The following is an 18,102-nucleotide window of genomic DNA, read 5'->3' as shown; positions in this document are numbered from 1 at the left end:
ATGTCAGTAATCCCCGAAGATAGCAGCCTGTTCGTCGTAGACATCGAATACATTGTACCAATGAATCAGGTGGAACCCGTAATCGACTCGCACATGGATTTTGTACACGCGTCTTATAAAGATGGCCGGTTCCTGATGTCCGGGCCAAAGGTTCCACGCAGTGGCGGCCTGATCGTGATGACCGCCGACAGCCGGGAGGAGGCTGAGAAGTATCTGGAACATGACCCGTTCGCACAGGAAAAGGTTGCCAAATTTCGCGTGACCGAGTTCCGGGCGTCCAACCTGCATCCCGCTTTGAAAGCCTGACTCACTCGTCTTCGAGTCGGATTCTCAAATCCCGCAGCACCGGCAGCGTGCTGCGGACACGCTCCAGCCCCAGCTCTCCAACGACGCGGTTGATCAGCGGCGCAATCGACGAAATTGCCTGATCGCGCGCACGACGACCGGCGGGGCTGATCGCGACCATCTTGCGGCGGGCGTCGTCCCAGTCGGGGCGGATATGGATGTATCCGGCCCATTCCAGCTTGGCCAAGGTGTTGGTCATCGCCCCACGGGTCACGTGGAACGTATTGGCCAGCTGCGCGGGGCTGCGCTCATCCCCGACAAACACCAGATGGTTCAGCACCGAGAAGTGCGAGATTTCCATACCCTTGGGCAGCACCCGGCTCAGCCGGTTGCGCAATAGTTGATCGGCGGTCAGGATCTCGCTGAACAGCGTGACCGCAAGGGCATTATGTTCGTCAGTCATGGTCCGGTTCTGGGTCAGGGCCCGTCGAAAGGCCGCACGTGAGTCAACGAGGGCACCCGACTGCGCGCCTCTGACACAGAACTATCATCCAAATCGAAAAAGTGAATGCCTGGATCGCCCCCTGCGTCGACAACGACCTCTCCCCACGGGGCCACAACCATGCTGTGACCGTAGGTTTGGCGCGTTCTGCCGCGGGTTTTCGGATGCTCTCCGGTCTGTGCCGGGGCCAGCGCCCAACAGCCGGTTTCAATCGCCCGCGCCCGCAGCAGTGATTCCCAATGGGCCGCGCCGGTGACCGGCGAAAACGCTGCCGGAATGGTCAGAATTTGCGCCCCCGCCTGCGCCAAAGCGGCATAGAGATGTGGGAAACGGATGTCATAACATATGCTCAGACCAACCGTGCCGAAATCGGTTTTGGCCAGCACCGCCTTATCGCCAGGGCGATAGTTTTTGGATTCGCGGAAGGTCTCAGATTCCGAGACCTGCACGTCAAACATGTGAATCTTGTCATACCGCGCCACGATCTGCCCTTGCGGGTCTATCAAAAAGGAACGGTTGGCAAAACGCCCATCGGCATCGTGGGTTTTGATGGCCAAAGACCCGATCAGCAGCCAGACGCCCAGCGCGGCGGCCTGTTCACGCAGACCCGCCAGCGTTTGGTCGTCTTCTTCATGCTGTAGAACGTCGCGCTGCCGGGTCGTGCTGGTGGACACACAATTCGTCACCTCGGGCGTCAGAATGAACCGCGCGCCCTGATCTGCGGCCTCGGCCACCATGGCGCGCACCATTTCCAGATTTTCGGCCGGGTTATCCGACGAAGTGATTTGCAGCAGCGCGGATTTCATCAGGCTGCCAAAAGACGATCCAGCTTGCCCTGACGGTCCAGTTCGTACAGGTCATCGCAGCCGCCCACATGCTGCGTCCCGACGAAAATCTGCGGCACGGTGCGTTTACCGCCTGCGCGTTTGATCATCTCTGGCTTGCGCTTGGGGTGCATCAGCACGTCGATCTCTTTGAATTCGACGCCTTTCTGTTTCAGCAGTCGTTTGGCCGCATGGCAAAAACCGCACAGCGGCGAGGTGTAGATTTCAACCGGTTTCATATTCCGTCCCTTTGGGTTTCGCGTGATCTTCCGCGAATTAGGCATCCTTGGCAACGCGTGCCAGTACCAACACGAAAATATGATTTGCACCCGCTGCATGGCAGGCACGCGCACAGGCTGTCAGAGTCGCACCAGAGGTCATGACATCATCGACCAGCAAGATATCCCGTCCCTTAATGCGCGACCCCTGCCTGGGATGCGCCGAGATCGCACCGGCCAGGGTTTCCGCCCGCTGAGCAGCGGTTTTCCCGTCTAGAACTGGCGTTCGTGCCCGTCGGTGCAACAGGTCCGGGCACACCTCAATTCCCGTATCCCGCCCCAGATGCTGGGCTAGCAATGCCGACTGGTTGTACCGCCGCTTGATCAAACGGGACCAGTGCAGGGGCACAGGCGCGATCAGCATGTTCTCGCGAAATAGATCCCGCCCGGCTTGCGCCATCCACCGAGCTGCTGGCTTTGCCAGCTCAGGTCTGTCGCCGTGTTTCAAGGCCAGAATCAAGGCGCGCGCCTTGCCATCGTACATCAGCGCAGCCCGACCATCCTGCCAGGGGCGGGCCGTTTTCATGCAGTCATCGCATTCGATCCGGTGACCATCCACCTCGCCCGGCAAGGGCACCCCGCAGCTTTCGCACACCACTCCGCCAATGAATGGCGTGTCGCGCCAGCAAGCGCCGCACAGGCCGAAATCCGCTTCGGTCAATTCACCACATCCCAGACATCGTGGTGGATAGATCAACTCGACAGCGGTTTGAATCCGCTGCCATATGCGGTAGTTGCGCCCTATGAAACTGCCTGAGTCCAACGCACCCTCTCTGTTCGACCGCCCAGCCCTGATCCGACACCGTGCCCGCGCGCGGGACGAGGCGCTGTTTTTGCATCGCGCCGCGGTGGATGAGGTGCAGGATCGGCTCTCCATGGTTAATAAAACCTTTACGGCCCCGGCGATTGTAACGCCGTTTGCGCATATCTGGCAGGACGTTTTGCCGGAGGCACAGATCGTTTCGGATGACGAGGTTCTGGACCTAACACCCAGAGCGCATGATCTGGTGATTCACGCCATGGCGCTGCATTGGGCCAATGATCCGGTGGGGCAGCTGATCCAATGTCACCGCGCCCTGCAGCCCGACGGCTTGCTGCTGGTGGTGTGTCTCGGCGGTGAAACCCTGCACGAGTTACGCGCCGCCCTTGGGCAGGCCGAGATCGAGGTCACAGGTGGCCTCAGCCCCCGTATCGCCCCGATGGCCGAGCTGCGCGATCTGGGCGGGTTACTACAACGCGCGGGGCTTGCGCTGCCGGTCGCCGATACCGCTCGTCTGACGGCGGAATACCGCGACTTGACCCATCTGATGCATGATCTGCGCGCGATGGGAGAGACCAACAGCCTATCCGGACGCATGAAACACGCCACACAGCGGCAGGTCTTTGCCCGGGCGCAGCAGATTTACGCCGATCACTTCCCGACACCGCAGGGGCGTTTGTCCTCCACTTATGAATTGATTTGCCTGACCGGCTGGTCACCCGATGACAGCCAGCAAAAACCATTGCGTCCGGGATCAGCGCAGGCGCGCTTGGCCGAGGCGCTGGGAACGAAAGAAGGCAAACTGTCCAATTGACGACCGGAGATTTCCGGTTATCTCAGCCAGATACAGAGAACTCTCAGGAAGCTCGAAATGTTTGACGCCACTCGCCCCGATCATGCCCCTGCGGACCACCCCAAGGTCAAAATGGGCCGCGTCGGCATCCTGCTGGCCAATCTTGGCACACCGGACGACTATAGCTATTGGCCGATGCGCCGGTATCTGAACGAGTTTCTGTCGGATCAGCGCGTTATCGACTATCCCAAATGGAAATGGCAACCGATCCTGCAGGGAATCATCCTGACCAAACGCCCGTTTAGCTCGGGCGAAGCGTACAAATCGATCTGGAACCACGACAAGGGCGAAAGCCCGCTGATGACGATCACCAAGGACCAGACCGCTAAGCTGCGCAACGCAATGCAGGCGCGTTATGGCGATCAGGTGCTGGTCGATTTCTGCATGCGCTACGGCAACCCGTCGACCAAATCGAAAGTGCGCGAAATGGTGGCGGCGGGCTGCGACCGCATCCTGTTCTTCCCGCTTTATCCGCAATATGCGGGCGCGACGACGGCCACCGCCAATGATCAGTTCTTCCGCGCGCTGATGGATGAAGCCTGGCAACCGGCCGCCCGCACCGTACCTGCCTATTTCGATGAACCCGCCTATATCGACGCTCTGGCCGGGTCGGTGGAACAGGCCTATGCAGCGATGGAAGCCAAGCCGGATATATTGGTTTGCTCCTATCACGGGATGCCGGAACGGTATTTGCAGCAGGGCGATCCATATCACTGCCAATGCGCAAAAACCTCGCGCTTGCTCAAGGAACGGCTGGATTGGTCGGACGATCAGCTTGTTTCAACCTTCCAATCGCGATTCGGGCCTGAGGAATGGTTGAAGCCGTATACGGTCGACCACGTGGCCGAGCTGGCGCGGCAGGGCAAAAAAAACATTGCCGTGATCGCACCGGCGTTTTCCGCCGATTGCATCGAAACGCTGGAAGAGATCAACGAAGAAATCAAGGAAAGCTTCGAAGAGGCGGGCGGTGAAACCTTTACCTATATCCCCTGCCTCAACGATGATGATTCGCACATCGCGGCATTGGGCAAGGTGATCGAAGACAATCTGAAGGGTTGGCTGGACTAAGCAGCACCCATCAATCAGGCATGAAAAAAGGCGGTGGATCGCTCCACCGCCTTTTCTCTAGATGACGCTCGTCAAATTAGCTTGCTGCAACAGCTGCGGCAACTACGACCAGCAGGATCAGCGGCAGGATGATTCCCTGCGACGAACCTTGAGTTTCCTCTACAACAACCGGTGCTTCAACAACCGGCTCTTCCAGGTTACCGGCATAAGCGGTCGAAGCAGCAGCAGTCAGTGCAGCGGCGAGAACGAGTTTCTTCATATTAACCTCCAGAATTTGCACGGTTCCGTATAGTGAAACCGCACACCCAAGACTTACCTCGTGTTTTTTTCTAACCAGCTATCCGACTGGAATGCAATTGCAACTTGCGCCGCAAGCGGGTTCGTGCGCGAAAATGTCGTCAAATTAGCAACACTTGCGTGCCGACCTTCGCCATTGAAAACAATTCCGCGATATCCTCATTGAACAAACCGATGCACCCATTCGACGAACGGCGGCCAATTTTGCGCGTATCATGCGTTCCGTGGATGCGATAATATTTCCAACTCAGATACAAAGCGTGCGTTCCCAATGGGTTATCAGGACCCGGCGGGATATAATCCGGCCATTCGGGGTTGCGCTTTTTCATCGAAGGCGTGGGTGACCAGCTCGGACCCTCGACTTTGCGGATCACACTTGTACGACCACGGCGCGTCAGCTCCTCGGTCAGAGGTACGGACGAGGGGTAAAGTTTATAAACCCGCTGGTCGTCGGACCAGTAATGTAACGCGCGCGAGACGGTATCGACCAGAATGGCCCCGTTATTTGTGTTCGAGAAATAGGGTTGCCAATCCAACGCACGAAAGCCCGAGATATTTCGCCGCACATTGGGTTCCGCCTCGGGTGCGGGGCGCAGCGGGTCGCCGGGAATGTATTGCGCAATCGCAGGTGAGGCCAGCAGGGCTGAAGCCCCGGCCAGGAATCCGCGACGGGAAGCTACATGAATGTGTTTCTTGACCATGAGGGGCGGTCCTTTGCTAAGGCCAGTCTGAAAATCTGTCGTATTCTATTGCCAGAATGCTTCAGTCGCAAATCAAACCGGCAGAATCACGCAGAATGGGTCCATTGTGCGTTTGCTCAAGACGGTCTGTCACGCTATGCCGTAGATTAACACAATCATCAGGTCGATCATGACGCGTATTATTTCACTACTGTTTGCCTGCTTTATTGCGCTGGCCGCATGTACACCCAGCAGCACCCCGACATATGGATCGGATGGCCGGCCGCTGCCGACCGTCTACAAAATCCGGGGCAATCCCGAAAAACTGCAGTTCCGCATGCTTGATTCGGTCAACGCACTGCGTCAGGCGCAGGGCTTGCAGTCAGTGCAGCTGAATTCGCAGCTTAATGCCGCGGCTGCCACCCACGCCAAGGACATGGCACGGCAAAACCGCCCATGGCATTTTGGGTCGGACGGATCATCGCCAATCGACCGCGCACAGCGCGTGGGCTATTTTGGCACGTTCCTGGGCGAAGCAATTTCCGAGACCTATGAAACCGAAACCGAAACGCTGGCCGCCTGGATGCAGGAACCTGGTCCGCGCTCGGTGATTTTGGACCCCAAGGCCACGCAGATGGGTTTTGCATGGCATCAGGAAGGTGGCGGGAAAATCTGGTGGACGCTGGAAATGGGCGCTGGCGGTTAACCGCAACCCCATCCGAAAACGAAAAAGCCCCCGGAAAACCGGGGGCTTTTTTCATATCCTTAAAGGCTTAGGCCGCTTGCATAGACTGCGCTTCGGTCAAAATCGCATACAACTTGACCGGGTCCGGGTTGGCCCGCAACTTGGCGCAGACCGAAGTGTCACGCAGGGTGCGGGACACCAACGCCAGTGCTTTCAGATGATCCACCCCGGCCTCTTCTGGGGCGAACAGGGCAAAGGCGATATCGACCGGCTGGCGGTCAACCGATCCGAAATCGATCGGTTTTTCCAACATGACAAACACGCCTGAAACGTTTTCCAATTCAGCCATACGGGCATGCGGCAAAGCCACGCCATGACCCACACCAGTCGGCCCCAGGCTTTCCCGTTCCAGCAGCCCTTCGACAACAATCTGGGCATCAAGGCCCAATGCTGCCTCAGCCACATCCGCAATTTCCTGAAACAACCGCTTCTTGCTGGAAGCGGCGGACAGTACGCGAACTGCTTCGGGCTTCAATATGCTCGAAAGCTCCATGATTACGCTCCATGGCAATGCCCCCGCATTTGCAGGGGCCTGCCTTTGCTATTCTTGCCTGTTACGGATCGATCCAGCCGATATTACCGTCCTCCCGACGATAAACGACGTTCAATCCGTCCTTGTTTTCATTCCGGAACACCAGCACCGGGGCGCCGGCCAGTTCCATCTGCATGACGGCTTCACCAACACTCAGCGATGGGATCTTGGTTTCCATCTCAGCCACGATCATCGGCTGCAGAGATTCGGGTTCGGCTGCCGAGTCAGATTCGTCAGAGGCGAGGATATAGGACGACGCCCCAAAGAGTTCAACAGGCTCAGACCGATCCTTGTGGTGGTCCTTCAAACGCCGCTTATATCGGCGCAGCTGTGTTTCCATCTTGTCGCAGCAACCTTCGAACGCTGCATAGATTTCAGTTGCATGAGCTTTGGCCTGCGCCGTCAGCCCCGTAGAAAGATGTACGGTGGTTTCGCATACATATTCATGCGCTGAACGGGAAAAGACGACGTTGGCATCTGTTGGACGCTGGGCATATTTGCCCACAACCTCGCCCAGTTCGGTCTGCACGTGAGTTTGCAGCGCCGCGCCGATGTCGATCTGTTTTCCGCTGATTTGGTAACGCATGTGATCTCCTTCACAATTCACACCCATTCTTACGTCACGTTACGCGACGCACGTGTTTTTATCGGGTGGGGGAAAAAGGCATATCCTGCAGTAGCCGCGCCATTTGCCCTTCCAGGAAGGGGCATCGTGATCCAGACGGAAACCGAAGAAATGCCATGACCCAATTGAGGCAAGAGACGGCGGGAGAGTCAATCAAAACAGACGTGTATATACGTGATTTCCGCCATGCAGTCGGCGCATTTCTGCGCAAGCCTATGATATACGGAAATTTTCACCCAGATAGACACGGCGGACGTTCTCATTTTCGACCACTTCGTCCGGGGTACCAGACATCAGCACCTGACCGTCATGCAGGATATAGGCGCGATCCACAATCTCCAGCGTTTCCCGCACGTTATGGTCGGTGATCAGAACCCCGATACCGCGTTTTTTCAGATCAGCGACCAGGTGGCGGATATCGCCCACGCTGATCGGGTCGACACCCGCAAAAGGTTCATCCAACAGCAGGTATTTCGGATCGGCCGCCAGACAGCGCGCAATTTCAACCCGGCGGCGTTCACCGCCCGACAAGGCCAGCGCGGGTGCCCGGCGCAGGTGTTCAATCGAAAAATCCGATAGCAGCTCTTCCAGCCGCTCTTTGCGGCGATGGGCATGGCGGACAGTGATATCCAGAACCGAGGCGATGTTGTCCTCGACGCTCATGCCGCGGAAGATCGACATCTCTTGCGGCAGATAACCGATGCCCAAACGCGCGCGACGGTACATCGGCAGGGTCGTTACGGTCTGCCCGTCGATCGTAACCGTGCCCGCCTCAGGGAAGACCAGCCCGGCAACCGAGTAGAACGTGGTGGTTTTGCCCGACCCGTTAGGACCCAGCAGCGCCACGACCTCGGACCGGTCAAGCGTCATCGACACATCGCGGATCACGGTCTTTTTGCTATAGGATTTCCGCAGCTTTTCTATTCTGAGGCCGGATTGCCCCTCGGCCACGGTCAGTTCAGGCCGCGCCATCAATTATTGCCCTGCTGCAGGATGGTTTTGACATTGCCTGTCATCGTTGCCGTGCCAGTGGTCAGATCAGCATTCATCTGATCGCCGCTGATGGTGCTGGGCCCCTGCGTTAGCAGCACATTGCCCTTCATCACGATCACACCTGAATCAATGGTGTATTCGGCCCAGTCACCCTCGGCCGCGTCGGGCGGGCTGACCAGAACCACATCTTCGGTCGCTTCCATCCGCTCGATACCCGAGCGATCCTCATTATACAGAACCAGCACCCGTTCAGCGGTCAGGCGCATTTCCCCCTGAATGACAATCACATTGCCCACAAATTCGGCCGAGCCGTTTTCTTGATTGACGTTGAGGGTTTCCGAGGTCACCTCGACCGGCAGCGAAGGGTCAGCCTTGACCGCGCCAAACGCAACCTGAGTCTCCTGCGCCACCGCAGAAAAAGCACCAAGTGTCAGTACAAGGCAAAGTGGAACAAATCGAAAATCGAACACAGGTTATCTTTCTGCTTTTTCAGGCTCGTATATCAGCTTCACGCCGTCTGTAAAAATAATATGGACCGGTCCGTCCTTTTTTTCCGTTCCAAAGGTCATGCCACCTGCTGAAATGTTGCCGAGAATCCCGGTGCCATGCACCTCACCCGGCGCGTCACCGCGAATTTCATCCAGCGCGGTGTTCAGCAGATCGGTTGTGATCTCGGTGCCATCGGTCGAGGTTATGACCACATCGCCAATAAAGGTTGCGATGTTTTTGTCGGGGCGGATCATGCCAGAGTTGGAATCCAACGTGATAACGCCGCCGCCCGAAAGGCCCAGGCGGCCCCGGAACTCGGCCGCTGTCGGGGTGGAAGCTTCGGTGCCCTGCGTGGCGCGGGTCGCTTGGATCTGGACCTCTTCGCCCTTGCGCGTGGTGCCGCGGTAGTTTGGCTGCGTCACCACCTGATCGGCCAACCGTTCGTCGATATCCTGTTGGGAAAAGGGCACGGACACATTGGTTTCGATGCTGCGCGACAGCAAGAACACAGTGGACAGCATCAAGATGGCCACCAACGGCAGCACCACCTTAAAAAACTGAACCATGCGTGAATGTCCGTCCACCGCTCAGCCCCTACCTAGCCCAGACCGACGCGCAAGCAGTCGTGGATGTGCAGCAGCCCCTCGGCCTGCCCCTGTCCTTCGGGATCAACTACAAACAGCGAGGTGATCTTGCGATCGTTCATGATCGCAACCGCCTCTTCCGCCATAGCGTTTGGTGCGATGGTCATCGGGTTGCGGGTCATCACCTCTTCGGTGGTTCTGTTCAGCAACCCTTCCATGTTCCGGCGCAAGTCACCATCCGTGACGATACCCATCAGGCGGCCCGCCTCGTCGGTCACGCCGACGACACCAAAGCTCTTCTGGCTCATGACCAGCAAGGCTTCGCTCATCGGGGTGCCAACAGGCACCACGGGCAGGTCGGCATGCATCAGATCGCGCACAGTGGACAGCTGCGCCCCCAGTTTGCCGCCGGGGTGGAAGGCGCGGAAATCCTCAGGCTGGAAGTCGCGGTATTTCATCAGCGCAATGGCCAAAGCATCGCCCATCGCCAATGTCAGCGTGGTCGAGATCGAGGGCACCATGCCGAACCCGCAAGCCTCACCCAGCGACGGGATCAGCAGATGCACATCGGCCTGCTTCATCAACGTGCTTTCCGGTTTGCTGGACAGGCCGATCAGCGGAATGCCAAAGCGGCGGGTAAAGGCCAGCAGGTTTACCAGTTCCGGTGCCTCGCCCGAATTGGAAATCGCCACTACCACATCACCTTTGGAGACCATGCCCAGATCCCCATGGCTGGCCTCGGCCGGATGCACGAAATAGGCAGGCGTGCCGGTGCTGGCTAGAGTGGCCGCAATCTTGTGGCCGATATGGCCGGATTTGCCGATGCCGCTGATGATGATGCGACCCGGAGCCTGCAGGATCATCTGCACGGCTTCGGCAAAGTGCTCGTCCAGACTGTCGGCCAGCACGTCCAGCGCGCGGGCCTCGTCGGTGACGACCTGTTTGGCGGTTCTCAGAAAGGACTCGTTATCAGTCATGAGTGTGCAAAGATATCCGTTTCGGGCCAGCCTGCGAGGTCAAGTGTCGCACGCATCGGCAAGAAGTCAAAACACGCCTGTGCCATCTCGGCACGGCCTTCGCGGGCCAAACGCCCGTCCAGCGCATCGCGTAGCTGATGCAAGTACAGAACGTCCGAGGCCGCATATTCCAGCTGAGCGTCGGTCAGGGTTTCGGCCCCCCAGTCGCTCATCTGCTGCTGCTTCGAAATATCGACACCAATCAGCTCCTGACACAGGTTCTTCAGGCCATGACGGTCGGTATAGGTGCGCACCAGACGGCTGGCGATCTTGGTGCAATAGACCGGCGCGGCCAGTGCGCCAAAGGTGTGGTACATCGCGGCAATGTCAAACCGTCCAAAATGGAATAGCTTTAACACGTCGGGGTTTTCCAACATAGCGCACAGGTTTGGTGCCTGCGTCTGGCCCTTTTCAACCTGCACGATATGGCTGTTGCCGTCGCCGCCCGACATCTGGATCACGCACAGGCGGTCGCGATGCGGGTTCAGCCCCATGGTTTCGCAATCAATGGCCACCACAGGGCCTAGGTCCAACCCGTCCGGCAGGTCGTTTTTATAAAGATGGTTCGCCACGGGGTCTTCCTTTATGCGATATCGCCCCCGAGATAGGAGGTTTGGCCCGTAAACTCAACGCCATCAATAGAATGCGACAAACATGCGCGGATTTCTTGACCCCAACTGCTTTGACAGGAAAATGGATAAGGCCGCAGTGCGTCTGGCATTAAGCAGGCCCTGACGCGACGCCAATTGAAAAAAGGTCCGAACCGCCGATGCTGAGTGTCCTGCGAATCCGCACCTATCGCCATCTGTTGGGAGCTCAGGTCGTTGCGTTGACGGGCACCGGTTTGGCGACAATTGCGTTGGGGCTACTGGCTTATGATCTGGCAGGTGGCGCGGCCAGTCTGGTGTTGGGCACCGCGCTGACGATCAAGATGGTGGCTTATGTCGTTATCGCCCCACTTGCCGCAGCCTTCGCAGAGCGGCTCGACCGTCGCCGGATGCTAGTGACGTTGGATCTGGTGCGTGCGGCAGTTGCGGTCTGCCTGCCTTTCGTGACCGAGATCTGGCAGGTTTACGTGCTGATCTTTGTCCTGCAATCCGCATCCGCCGGGTTCACCCCGGCGTTTCAGGCCACCATCCCCGACGTACTGACCGATGAGCAGGACTATACCAAGGCGCTCTCCCTGTCGCGGCTTGCCTATGATCTTGAAAGCCTGCTCAGCCCTGCTCTGGCCGCAGCGCTTTTGCTGTTCGTCAGTTTCGACAGCCTGTTCTGGGGTACGGGCCTGGGGTTCATCGCCTCGGCACTGTTGGTGGTGTCGGTTGCCCTGCCCTCACCCAAACCGACAAGACGCCGTGGAATTTATGACCGTACGACACGCGGCATTCGTCTGTACCTGCATACACCCCGACTGCGCGGATTACTTGCCCTGACTTGGACAGCAGCGACCCTCAGCGCGATGATTCTCGTCAATACGGTTGTAATTGTACGGTCCGATTTGGGCCTGTCGGAAAGCGCTGTGGCCATAGCGTTGGCCGGGTTCGGCGGCGGTTCGATGCTGGCCGCATTTGCCCTGCCCAAACTGTTAGATCGGTTCATGGACCGCACCGTTATGCTGAGCGGGGCCATTTTCGGAATCCTGGCAATTGGTCTCTCTGCCATCCTATTCGCGGCTATGCCGATCTCTCTGATCGGTCTCGCAATACTCTGGGCCTGCATCGGGTTTGGCTATTCCGCCACGCTGACGCCTTCAGGCCGGTTGCTGACCCGCTCGACCCGATCCGAAGACCGACCAGCCGTGTTTGCCGCCCAGTTCACTCTGTCGCACGCCTGCTGGCTGGTGCTATATCCATTGACCGGCTGGATCATGACCACAACCAGCACGGCGGCAACGTTGGGTTGGATGACCCTGATCGCGGCCCCCGGGGTTATGGTGGCCCTTGTGATCTGGCCGCGTTCGGACCGGAAAGCCGTTTCAAAAGAACGTGCTGACATGTCTTGAGCCCCCCTGCCCCGGTGCATTACACCTTGGTGCATCATGGATCAGCTAGACCGTCGCATCATCGCCGCCCTGCAGCACAACGCTCGCGAATCGACCACCAAGATTGCCGCGAAGCTGGGCGTGGCCCGAACCACCGTGCATGAACGCATCAGCCGCATGGAAGAGCGTGGCGTGATCGCAGGCTATTCGGTGGTTCTGAACAGCCCCGAAGACGCCCCGCGCGTACAGGTGGTCGTGCTGCTGGAAGTGCAGCAAAAGGAAACCAAGCGCATCATCAATCGGCTTGAGGCTTACCCCGAGGTCAAGCTCTGCCTGTCGATCAATGGCGAGTTCGACCTGCTGCTATCGGCCGAGGCCCCGCGGATCGAGGACCTGGATATTCTGGTTGATGATCTGGCCAAGATCCCCGGCGTGCTGCGCACCAATACCAGCGTTGTCTTCGGCCGCCGGATTGATCGAATCTGAACGGCTGATAACCCTCTGTAAACCCTAGCAGGATTAGCTTGGCCGGGACTGATCAGAATCCCGGACCGGCAGAATGCCCCATCGTTTGATCTTTGGCCTGAGTTTGCTTGCGTTGAGTGCGGCGCAACAGGTCTTTGCCATGCCCGATGCCGGCGGGGCGGGCATTTGCGATGCAGCCGCGCGCCGCGCTGCCCAATCCCAGGGTGTACCGCTGGATGTCTTACGCGCGATTGCGCGGGTGGAAACCGGGCGGTTGCGGGACGGGCAGTTGGAACCCTGGCCCTGGACCATCAATGTCGAAGGGCAAGGATACTGGTTCACGTCCGAGTTTGAGGCGAAATCTTACGTTTTCGACATTTTCAAAGCAGGCAAGCGCAGCTTTGACATCGGCTGTTTCCAGATCAATTACCGTTGGCACGGCAAGGCATTCCGATCCATCGACGCCATGTTCGACCCGGATGAAAACGCCACCTACGCCGCCCGGTTTCTGAATGAACTGTATGCCGAGCTAGGATCGTGGCCCGCAGCCGTTGGGGCCTATCATTCCCGCACACCATCGCTGGCCAATGCTTACTCGGGCCGGTTTCAGACCGTACTGGCACAACTGGATCAATCCTTGCCCACTGCCCCGGAACGGGCCGCGCGCGACCCGTTTACCACCGCCGCAACCCCTCTGATCCCGGTCAATCTGCCACAACCGGGTGGCGGCGCGCTGGGGTCGCTGGTTCCGCCTTCGGGCACTGCCACCGCCTTTATCTCGTTCAACTAGGAGGCATGCGTGCCCAAGATCGACGCCCGTTCCCTGTTTTCTCCGACCGTGCTGCTGGCGCTGGCGCTGATGACGGTCATCGTGATGATGATCCTGCCGATGCCCGCCTGGGTGCTGGATGTGGGCCTGGCAGCCTCGTTCGCGCTGGCGATCCTGATCTTTACGCTGACGCTGTTTATCGAACGGCCGCTGGATTTCTCGTCTTTCCCGACAATCCTTTTGGCCTCGCTGATGCTGCGGCTTTCGCTGAACGTATCCTCGACCAAGCTTATCATCGGAGAGGGGCACACGGGACCCAATGCCGCTGGGGACGTGATCGAAGGTTTTGCCGACTTCGTCATGGGCGGCAGTATCTTTCTGGGGTTGGTGGTGTTCGGCGTGCTTTTGATTGTGAACTTCATGGTCATCACCAAAGGTGCTGCCCGCATGGCCGAGGTCGGCGCGCGGTTTGCCTTGGACGGCATGCCGGGAAAACAGCTCGCCATCGACAGCGACATGTCCGCCGGGGCCATCGACCACCAACAGGCCAAAGAACGCCGCGAGCGTGAGCAGCAAGAGACGACGTTTTTCGGCTCTCTCGATGGGGCGTCGAAATTTGTCAAAGGCGATGCGATAGCCGGGCTGCTGATCACGTTGCTCAACCTGGTGATGGGATTGATCATGGGTGTGATCGTCCATGGGATGCCAATCTCATTCGCGTTCGAGACCTATGCCATCCTGACCGTCGGTGACGGGCTGGTGTCGCAAATCCCGGCGGTGATCATATCGATCGCGTCGGCCCTGCTGCTGGCCCGCGGCGGTACGCAGGGGGCGACCGACAACGCAATCTTCTCGCAGCTGGGCCGGCATCCAGCGGCCCTGGCAACAGTTGCCATGTTGATGGTGCTGTTTGCGCTGGTGCCTGGCCTGCCCTTTTTGCCATTCATCCTGGGGGCGGGTGTTCTGGGCTATGCGGCCTATAACGTCCATCGCAAGCAAAAGACCGAAGCGGAAGAGGCGCTGGCGCCAACACCGCAGGAAGACACACCGGTCTCGCAAGCCATTGGCGATATTTTGGACCTGGACGATGTGCATCTGGAGTTTGCCCCCGATCTGGTCAGCATGGTCCTCAACCCCGGCACCGGGCTGGACGCGCGCATCGCTAATATGCGGACCTATGTCGCCTCAAGCTTTGGCCTGATCCTGCCTGACATCCGCCTGACCGACCGCGCCGATCTGCCCATGGGCACCTATGTAGTCAAGGTCCAGGGCGTCGAACAGGCGCGCGGCGTGTTGAACCCCGATCTGGTTCTGGCGCTAGTACAGGATGACCGCGACATGCTGCCCGAGGGTAATGACGTGACCGAGCCCGTCTATGGCGCCCCCGCCCGCTGGATTCTGCCCAAGGATCAAGAGGCCGCCGCGCTTAGTGGGGCCACCATCGTTTCCCCGCCCGAGATTCTGGCTACTCATCTGCTTGAGATCATCAAACAGAACTTCTCACGCCTGCTGACGCTGAAATCCCTGCGCCGCCTTTTATCCGAGATGACACGGCTCAGCGATCCGGTTCGGGCCGAGGCCAACCGCAAGCTTCTGGACGAGTTGATCCCCGACAAGGTACCGATCGACACGCTACATGCGGTGCTGCGTCTGCTGCTGGACGAACGGGTCTCGATCCGCAACATGGCCTTGATCCTTGAGAGCGTGGCCGAGGCGCGGCTGACCACCACACAGCCCGAAGGCATCTGCGAACTGGTCCGGCAGCGATTGGGTTTCCAACTGGTGGCCGAGATGAAACGCGAAGACGGATCGATCCCGCTGATCCAACTGGCCCCGGAGTGGGAGGATACTTTCACCACCTACCAGATCGACGCGCCTGCAGCGGGTCTCGACGTGGCGCTGCCGCCGAACCTGTTCAACAAGCTGGCCGATGGCGTGGTCGACAGTGTCGCGCAATCCGCCGATCACGGGCTGTTTCCGGCGTTGGTCACCTCGACCCGCCGTCGCCGTTTGCTGCGCACCATCATGCACGCGCGCGGCATAGCCAACCCGGTGCTGTCGTTCGAGGAAATCGGGCTCGAGGCGCGGCCTTCGCTGGTTGGAACGGTGCCCGCGTGATCGCGCTACCGCCCGAGCTTTTGCCCCAGCTGGGTGAGGGTTTGTGGCACCTCTTTGCCGTCTTCCTGCGTGTCTCGGCCATGGTGTCGCTGCTGCCCGCCTTTGGCGAGCGCAGCATTCCGACCCGCGTCAAATTCGGCATCGCGGCTGCCTTTACCCTTATTGTGACACCAGCGATTGCGGCGCCTGTTGCCCCACCCGGCTTGTTGCCTATGGCAGGATTGGTTCTGACCGAAGTGCTGATCGGGATGGCCTTGGGTATGTCGCTGCGACTGTTCGTGCTGGCCCTGCAAACGGCAGGATCGATTGCGGCGCAGGCAACATCGCTGTCGCAGATTCTGGGTCCAGCTGCTGCAGATCCCGTGCCCGCGATGGGATATCTTCTGACACTGGCTGGCCTGACACTGGCGGTTTTGCTCGGCCTGCACATCCGCGTCGCTCAGTTTCTGATCCACAGCTATACGCTGTTTCCAATGGGCACCCCACTACTAGCCCCGGACCTGTCGCAATGGGGGGTGCAGCAAATTGCGCGCAGTTTTGGGTTGGCGTTTGCGCTGGCTATGCCCTTCGTGATCGCCTCGCTGATCTATAACCTTGCGCTTGGCGTCATCAACCGCGCGATGCCGCAGCTGATGGTGGCGTTTGTTGGCGCTCCGGCCATTACTTTTGCAGGCCTGTTCCTGTTGCTCGCGGGCACGCCCCTGATCTTGTCTGTCTGGTCTGATGCCTTTTTTGCCTTCATGCTGAATCCGCTTGAGGACCCAAGATGAGCGGGTCCGAAGACGACAGCGACAAGTCCTACGAGCCGACGCCGCAGAAGCTCCAGAAAGCGCGCGAAAAGGGTGAGGTTGCCAAGTCCAACGACTTGTCCGTGGTTGCCGCTTATGCCGGGTTCCTCATTGCCCTGTTCGCGGCCGGGCAATTCGGCGTGCAACATATAGGAAGCCTGTTTGTCGTGATGATTGATCAGGCCGACACAATCGCTCCCTTGCTGACCGACGGGCCCGCCGCAAGCCCGGTCGGTGGGATGGTCAAAACGGCGCTGTTGTCCGTCACGGTTCTGTTTGCTGTGCCCGCCGCCGCTGTTCTGCTCAGCCTGATCGCCCAGCGTGCGCTGATCTTTGCGCCCAGCAAGCTGAAACCCAAACTGTCCCGCATCTCGATCATCTCGAATGCGAAAAACAAATTCGGGCGCGGCGGCCTGTTCGAATTCGCCAAGAGCTTTGTGAAACTGGTGATCTACGGCACCTGTCTGGCGCTGTTTCTGCGCTCCAACCTAAACGAGATTCTGTCCGCCAGCGCCGCTCCGGCGCGGTCATCGGTCATGCTGATGATGAATTTTCTGTTTCGCTTCCTGTTCATCGTCATCACCGTGGCGCTTGCCATCGGGGTGATCGACTTTCTTTGGCAACATGCCGAGCATATTCGCAAGAACCGGATGTCGCGCAAGGAAATTCAGGACGAAACCAAGGATGCCGAAGGCGACCCGCATGTCAAACAACAACGCCGCCAGCGCGCGCAGGACATCGCCACGAACCAGATGATGTCCGACGTACCCTCGGCGGATGTGGTGATCGTCAACCCGACCCATTACGCGGTGGCCTTGAAATGGGCCCGGACGGCGGGGTCAGCCCCTGTTTGCGTGGCCAAGGGCGTGGAAGAGGTGGCCTCAGCAATCCGGGGCCGGGCTGCTGAGGCTGGTGTTCCCATTCATTCCGACCCGCCCACGGCCCGCGCCCTGCATGCCGCCGTCGAGATCGGACAGGAAATCGCGGAAGAACATTATCGCCCCGTCGCTGCTGCCATCCGATTTTCAGAGGCGATGCGCAAAAAGGCCAAAGGACAGATCAGATGAAACAAGCAGCCCTATCAGACCTGAAAAACGTTACAGAGGCCGTGTTTCAAAAAGAATACAACGCCCTGCGCCCCCTGCTAGAGGCTGAAGCACGCGCGCAACACCAATTGGCGCGGCTGGACGCGCAGGTCAGGCAATCACGCCAAGACAGCACCGCGGCCGAGGGGTACCGAGTCACTGGCACCGATGTGTTGTGGAACAGTTGGGAGTCAGCCACGCGCCGCCAGCTGAATATGGAACTGGCGCGGATTCGGGCGCAAAAACTGTCGGCGATGGACACGCTGCGCACTGCCTTTGGCCGCAAACAAGCCGTCACCAACCTGTCAGACGCCCAGAAAAAGGCGCACAAACGCGCCCAGCACCGGAAATCGTCACCCTACTAA

Annotated in this window: 24 protein-coding genes; 11 read left to right on the top strand and 13 right to left on the bottom strand. The window is 58.9% G+C overall.

The genetic code is table 11. The annotated features are described in order from the left end of the window. Positions 1–306: a YciI family protein gene (locus tag ACR0JB_RS14725; RefSeq protein WP_170399499.1), complete on the top strand. Its 306-nt coding sequence runs from the start codon at positions 1–3 to the stop codon at positions 304–306. Between the two features lies 1 nt (position 307). On the opposite strand, the gene ACR0JB_RS14720 is transcribed toward ACR0JB_RS14725, so the two are convergent. From ACR0JB_RS14720 to ACR0JB_RS14705, 4 genes are read right to left on the bottom strand one after another with little or no spacing between them, the layout of a single operon-like run. Further along, complete coding sequence (locus tag ACR0JB_RS14720; protein WP_170351908.1) at positions 308–748, bottom strand: MarR family winged helix-turn-helix transcriptional regulator; 441 nt, start codon at positions 746–748, stop codon at positions 308–310. Positions 749–762: 14 nt separating this feature from the next. Beyond that, positions 763–1,593, bottom strand: a complete 831-nt coding sequence (locus ACR0JB_RS14715) for a carbon-nitrogen hydrolase family protein (protein WP_170399496.1) — start codon at positions 1,591–1,593, stop codon at positions 763–765. Further along, positions 1,593–1,850 (bottom strand): glutaredoxin 3, encoded by a 258-nt coding sequence (grxC, locus tag ACR0JB_RS14710; RefSeq protein ID WP_170351906.1) that lies wholly within the window; start codon positions 1,848–1,850, stop codon positions 1,593–1,595. Before grxC ends, ACR0JB_RS14715 begins: the two co-directional genes overlap by 1 nt. Before the next feature lie 37 nt (positions 1,851–1,887). After that, positions 1,888–2,652, bottom strand: a complete 765-nt coding sequence (locus ACR0JB_RS14705) for a ComF family protein (protein WP_254437478.1) — start codon at positions 2,650–2,652, stop codon at positions 1,888–1,890. On the opposite strand from ACR0JB_RS14705, the gene ACR0JB_RS14700 reads away from it, so the two are divergent. Both ACR0JB_RS14700 and hemH read left to right on the top strand, forming a co-directional pair. After that, a complete protein-coding gene (locus tag ACR0JB_RS14700) occupies positions 2,633–3,463 on the top strand; it encodes a methyltransferase domain-containing protein (protein WP_254437256.1) in 831 nt (276 codons plus the stop codon). The genes ACR0JB_RS14705 and ACR0JB_RS14700 overlap by 20 nt on opposite strands. A 57-nt stretch (positions 3,464–3,520) precedes the next feature. Continuing rightward, positions 3,521–4,570, top strand: coding sequence for a ferrochelatase (gene hemH / locus ACR0JB_RS14695; RefSeq protein WP_170399489.1), 1,050 nt, complete (start codon positions 3,521–3,523; stop codon positions 4,568–4,570). Positions 4,571–4,646: 76 nt separating this feature from the next. Here hemH and ACR0JB_RS14690 read toward each other — a convergent pair whose 3' ends face one another. Together ACR0JB_RS14690 and ACR0JB_RS14685 are read right to left on the bottom strand one after the other, a co-directional pair. Beyond that, a complete protein-coding gene (locus ACR0JB_RS14690) occupies positions 4,647–4,829 on the bottom strand; it encodes a hypothetical protein (protein ID WP_010442520.1) in 183 nt (60 codons plus the stop codon). Positions 4,830–4,968: 139 nt separating this feature from the next. Continuing rightward, a complete protein-coding gene (locus ACR0JB_RS14685) occupies positions 4,969–5,568 on the bottom strand; it encodes a L,D-transpeptidase (protein WP_170351903.1) in 600 nt (199 codons plus the stop codon). A 169-nt stretch (positions 5,569–5,737) separates the two neighbouring features. Here ACR0JB_RS14685 and dalA point away from each other — a divergent pair, with 169 nt between their 5' ends. Then, positions 5,738–6,253, top strand: a complete 516-nt coding sequence (dalA, locus tag ACR0JB_RS14680) for a divisome-associated lipoprotein DalA (protein ID WP_170361893.1) — start codon at positions 5,738–5,740, stop codon at positions 6,251–6,253. A gap of 67 nt (positions 6,254–6,320) precedes the next feature. Here the strand turns inward: dalA and ACR0JB_RS14675 are convergent, their stop codons facing one another. From ACR0JB_RS14675 to ACR0JB_RS14645, 7 genes are all read right to left on the bottom strand, one after another. After that, on the bottom strand, positions 6,321–6,785 hold the full coding sequence (locus tag ACR0JB_RS14675; protein ID WP_170351901.1) for a PTS sugar transporter subunit IIA: 465 nt from the start codon (positions 6,783–6,785) through the stop codon (positions 6,321–6,323). 61 nt (positions 6,786–6,846) lie between these two features. Next, positions 6,847–7,410 (bottom strand): ribosome hibernation-promoting factor, HPF/YfiA family, encoded by a 564-nt coding sequence (gene hpf, locus ACR0JB_RS14670; protein WP_170351900.1) that lies wholly within the window; start codon positions 7,408–7,410, stop codon positions 6,847–6,849. 252 nt (positions 7,411–7,662) lie between these two features. Next, a complete protein-coding gene (gene lptB / locus ACR0JB_RS14665; protein WP_170351899.1) occupies positions 7,663–8,421 on the bottom strand; it encodes an LPS export ABC transporter ATP-binding protein in 759 nt (252 codons plus the stop codon). Next, entirely contained in the window at positions 8,421–8,912 is a 492-nt protein-coding gene (locus ACR0JB_RS14660) for an LptA/OstA family protein (RefSeq protein WP_170399486.1), read from the bottom strand. Before ACR0JB_RS14660 ends, lptB begins: the two co-directional genes overlap by 1 nt. 3 nt (positions 8,913–8,915) lie before the next feature. Next, positions 8,916–9,497, bottom strand: a complete 582-nt coding sequence (gene lptC / locus ACR0JB_RS14655; RefSeq protein WP_174821566.1) for an LPS export ABC transporter periplasmic protein LptC — start codon at positions 9,495–9,497, stop codon at positions 8,916–8,918. A 32-nt stretch (positions 9,498–9,529) separates the two neighbouring features. Next, entirely contained in the window at positions 9,530–10,492 is a 963-nt protein-coding gene (locus tag ACR0JB_RS14650; RefSeq protein WP_170361891.1) for a KpsF/GutQ family sugar-phosphate isomerase, read from the bottom strand. Beyond that, entirely contained in the window at positions 10,489–11,103 is a 615-nt protein-coding gene (locus tag ACR0JB_RS14645; RefSeq protein WP_170399480.1) for a ribonuclease D, read from the bottom strand. The genes ACR0JB_RS14650 and ACR0JB_RS14645 overlap by 4 nt, the downstream gene beginning before the upstream one ends. A 197-nt stretch (positions 11,104–11,300) precedes the next feature. On the opposite strand from ACR0JB_RS14645, the gene ACR0JB_RS14640 reads away from it, so the two are divergent. The 7 genes from ACR0JB_RS14640 to ACR0JB_RS14610 all read left to right on the top strand — a co-directional run bounded on the left by ACR0JB_RS14640 (position 11,301) and on the right by ACR0JB_RS14610 (position 18,102). Beyond that, positions 11,301–12,533 (top strand): MFS transporter, encoded by a 1,233-nt coding sequence (locus ACR0JB_RS14640; protein WP_170399477.1) that lies wholly within the window; start codon positions 11,301–11,303, stop codon positions 12,531–12,533. 36 nt (positions 12,534–12,569) lie between these two features. After that, positions 12,570–12,998 (top strand): Lrp/AsnC family transcriptional regulator, encoded by a 429-nt coding sequence (locus ACR0JB_RS14635; protein ID WP_170379279.1) that lies wholly within the window; start codon positions 12,570–12,572, stop codon positions 12,996–12,998. A gap of 73 nt (positions 12,999–13,071) precedes the next feature. Then, positions 13,072–13,767: a lytic transglycosylase domain-containing protein gene (locus ACR0JB_RS14630; protein WP_254437477.1), complete on the top strand. Its 696-nt coding sequence runs from the start codon at positions 13,072–13,074 to the stop codon at positions 13,765–13,767. 69 nt (positions 13,768–13,836) lie between these two features. Next, positions 13,837–15,864, top strand: coding sequence for a flagellar biosynthesis protein FlhA (gene flhA, locus ACR0JB_RS14625; RefSeq protein ID WP_174821510.1), 2,028 nt, complete (start codon positions 13,837–13,839; stop codon positions 15,862–15,864). After that, positions 15,861–16,634 (top strand): flagellar biosynthetic protein FliR, encoded by a 774-nt coding sequence (locus ACR0JB_RS14620; protein WP_170399471.1) that lies wholly within the window; start codon positions 15,861–15,863, stop codon positions 16,632–16,634. Before flhA ends, ACR0JB_RS14620 begins: the two co-directional genes overlap by 4 nt. Next, positions 16,631–17,719 carry a flagellar type III secretion system protein FlhB gene (flhB, locus tag ACR0JB_RS14615; RefSeq protein WP_480790022.1) on the top strand — a complete coding sequence of 363 codons (1,089 nt, stop codon included), beginning with the start codon at positions 16,631–16,633 and terminating at the stop codon, positions 17,717–17,719. The genes ACR0JB_RS14620 and flhB overlap by 4 nt, the downstream gene beginning before the upstream one ends. Beyond that, a complete protein-coding gene (locus ACR0JB_RS14610; RefSeq protein ID WP_480790021.1) occupies positions 17,716–18,102 on the top strand; it encodes a hypothetical protein in 387 nt (128 codons plus the stop codon). Before flhB ends, ACR0JB_RS14610 begins: the two co-directional genes overlap by 4 nt.

This window comes from Ruegeria sp. BI7 (genome assembly GCF_056537925.1).
Note: the sequence above shows the minus strand (reverse complement) of the source record. Positions and strands in the feature narration are given on the sequence as shown.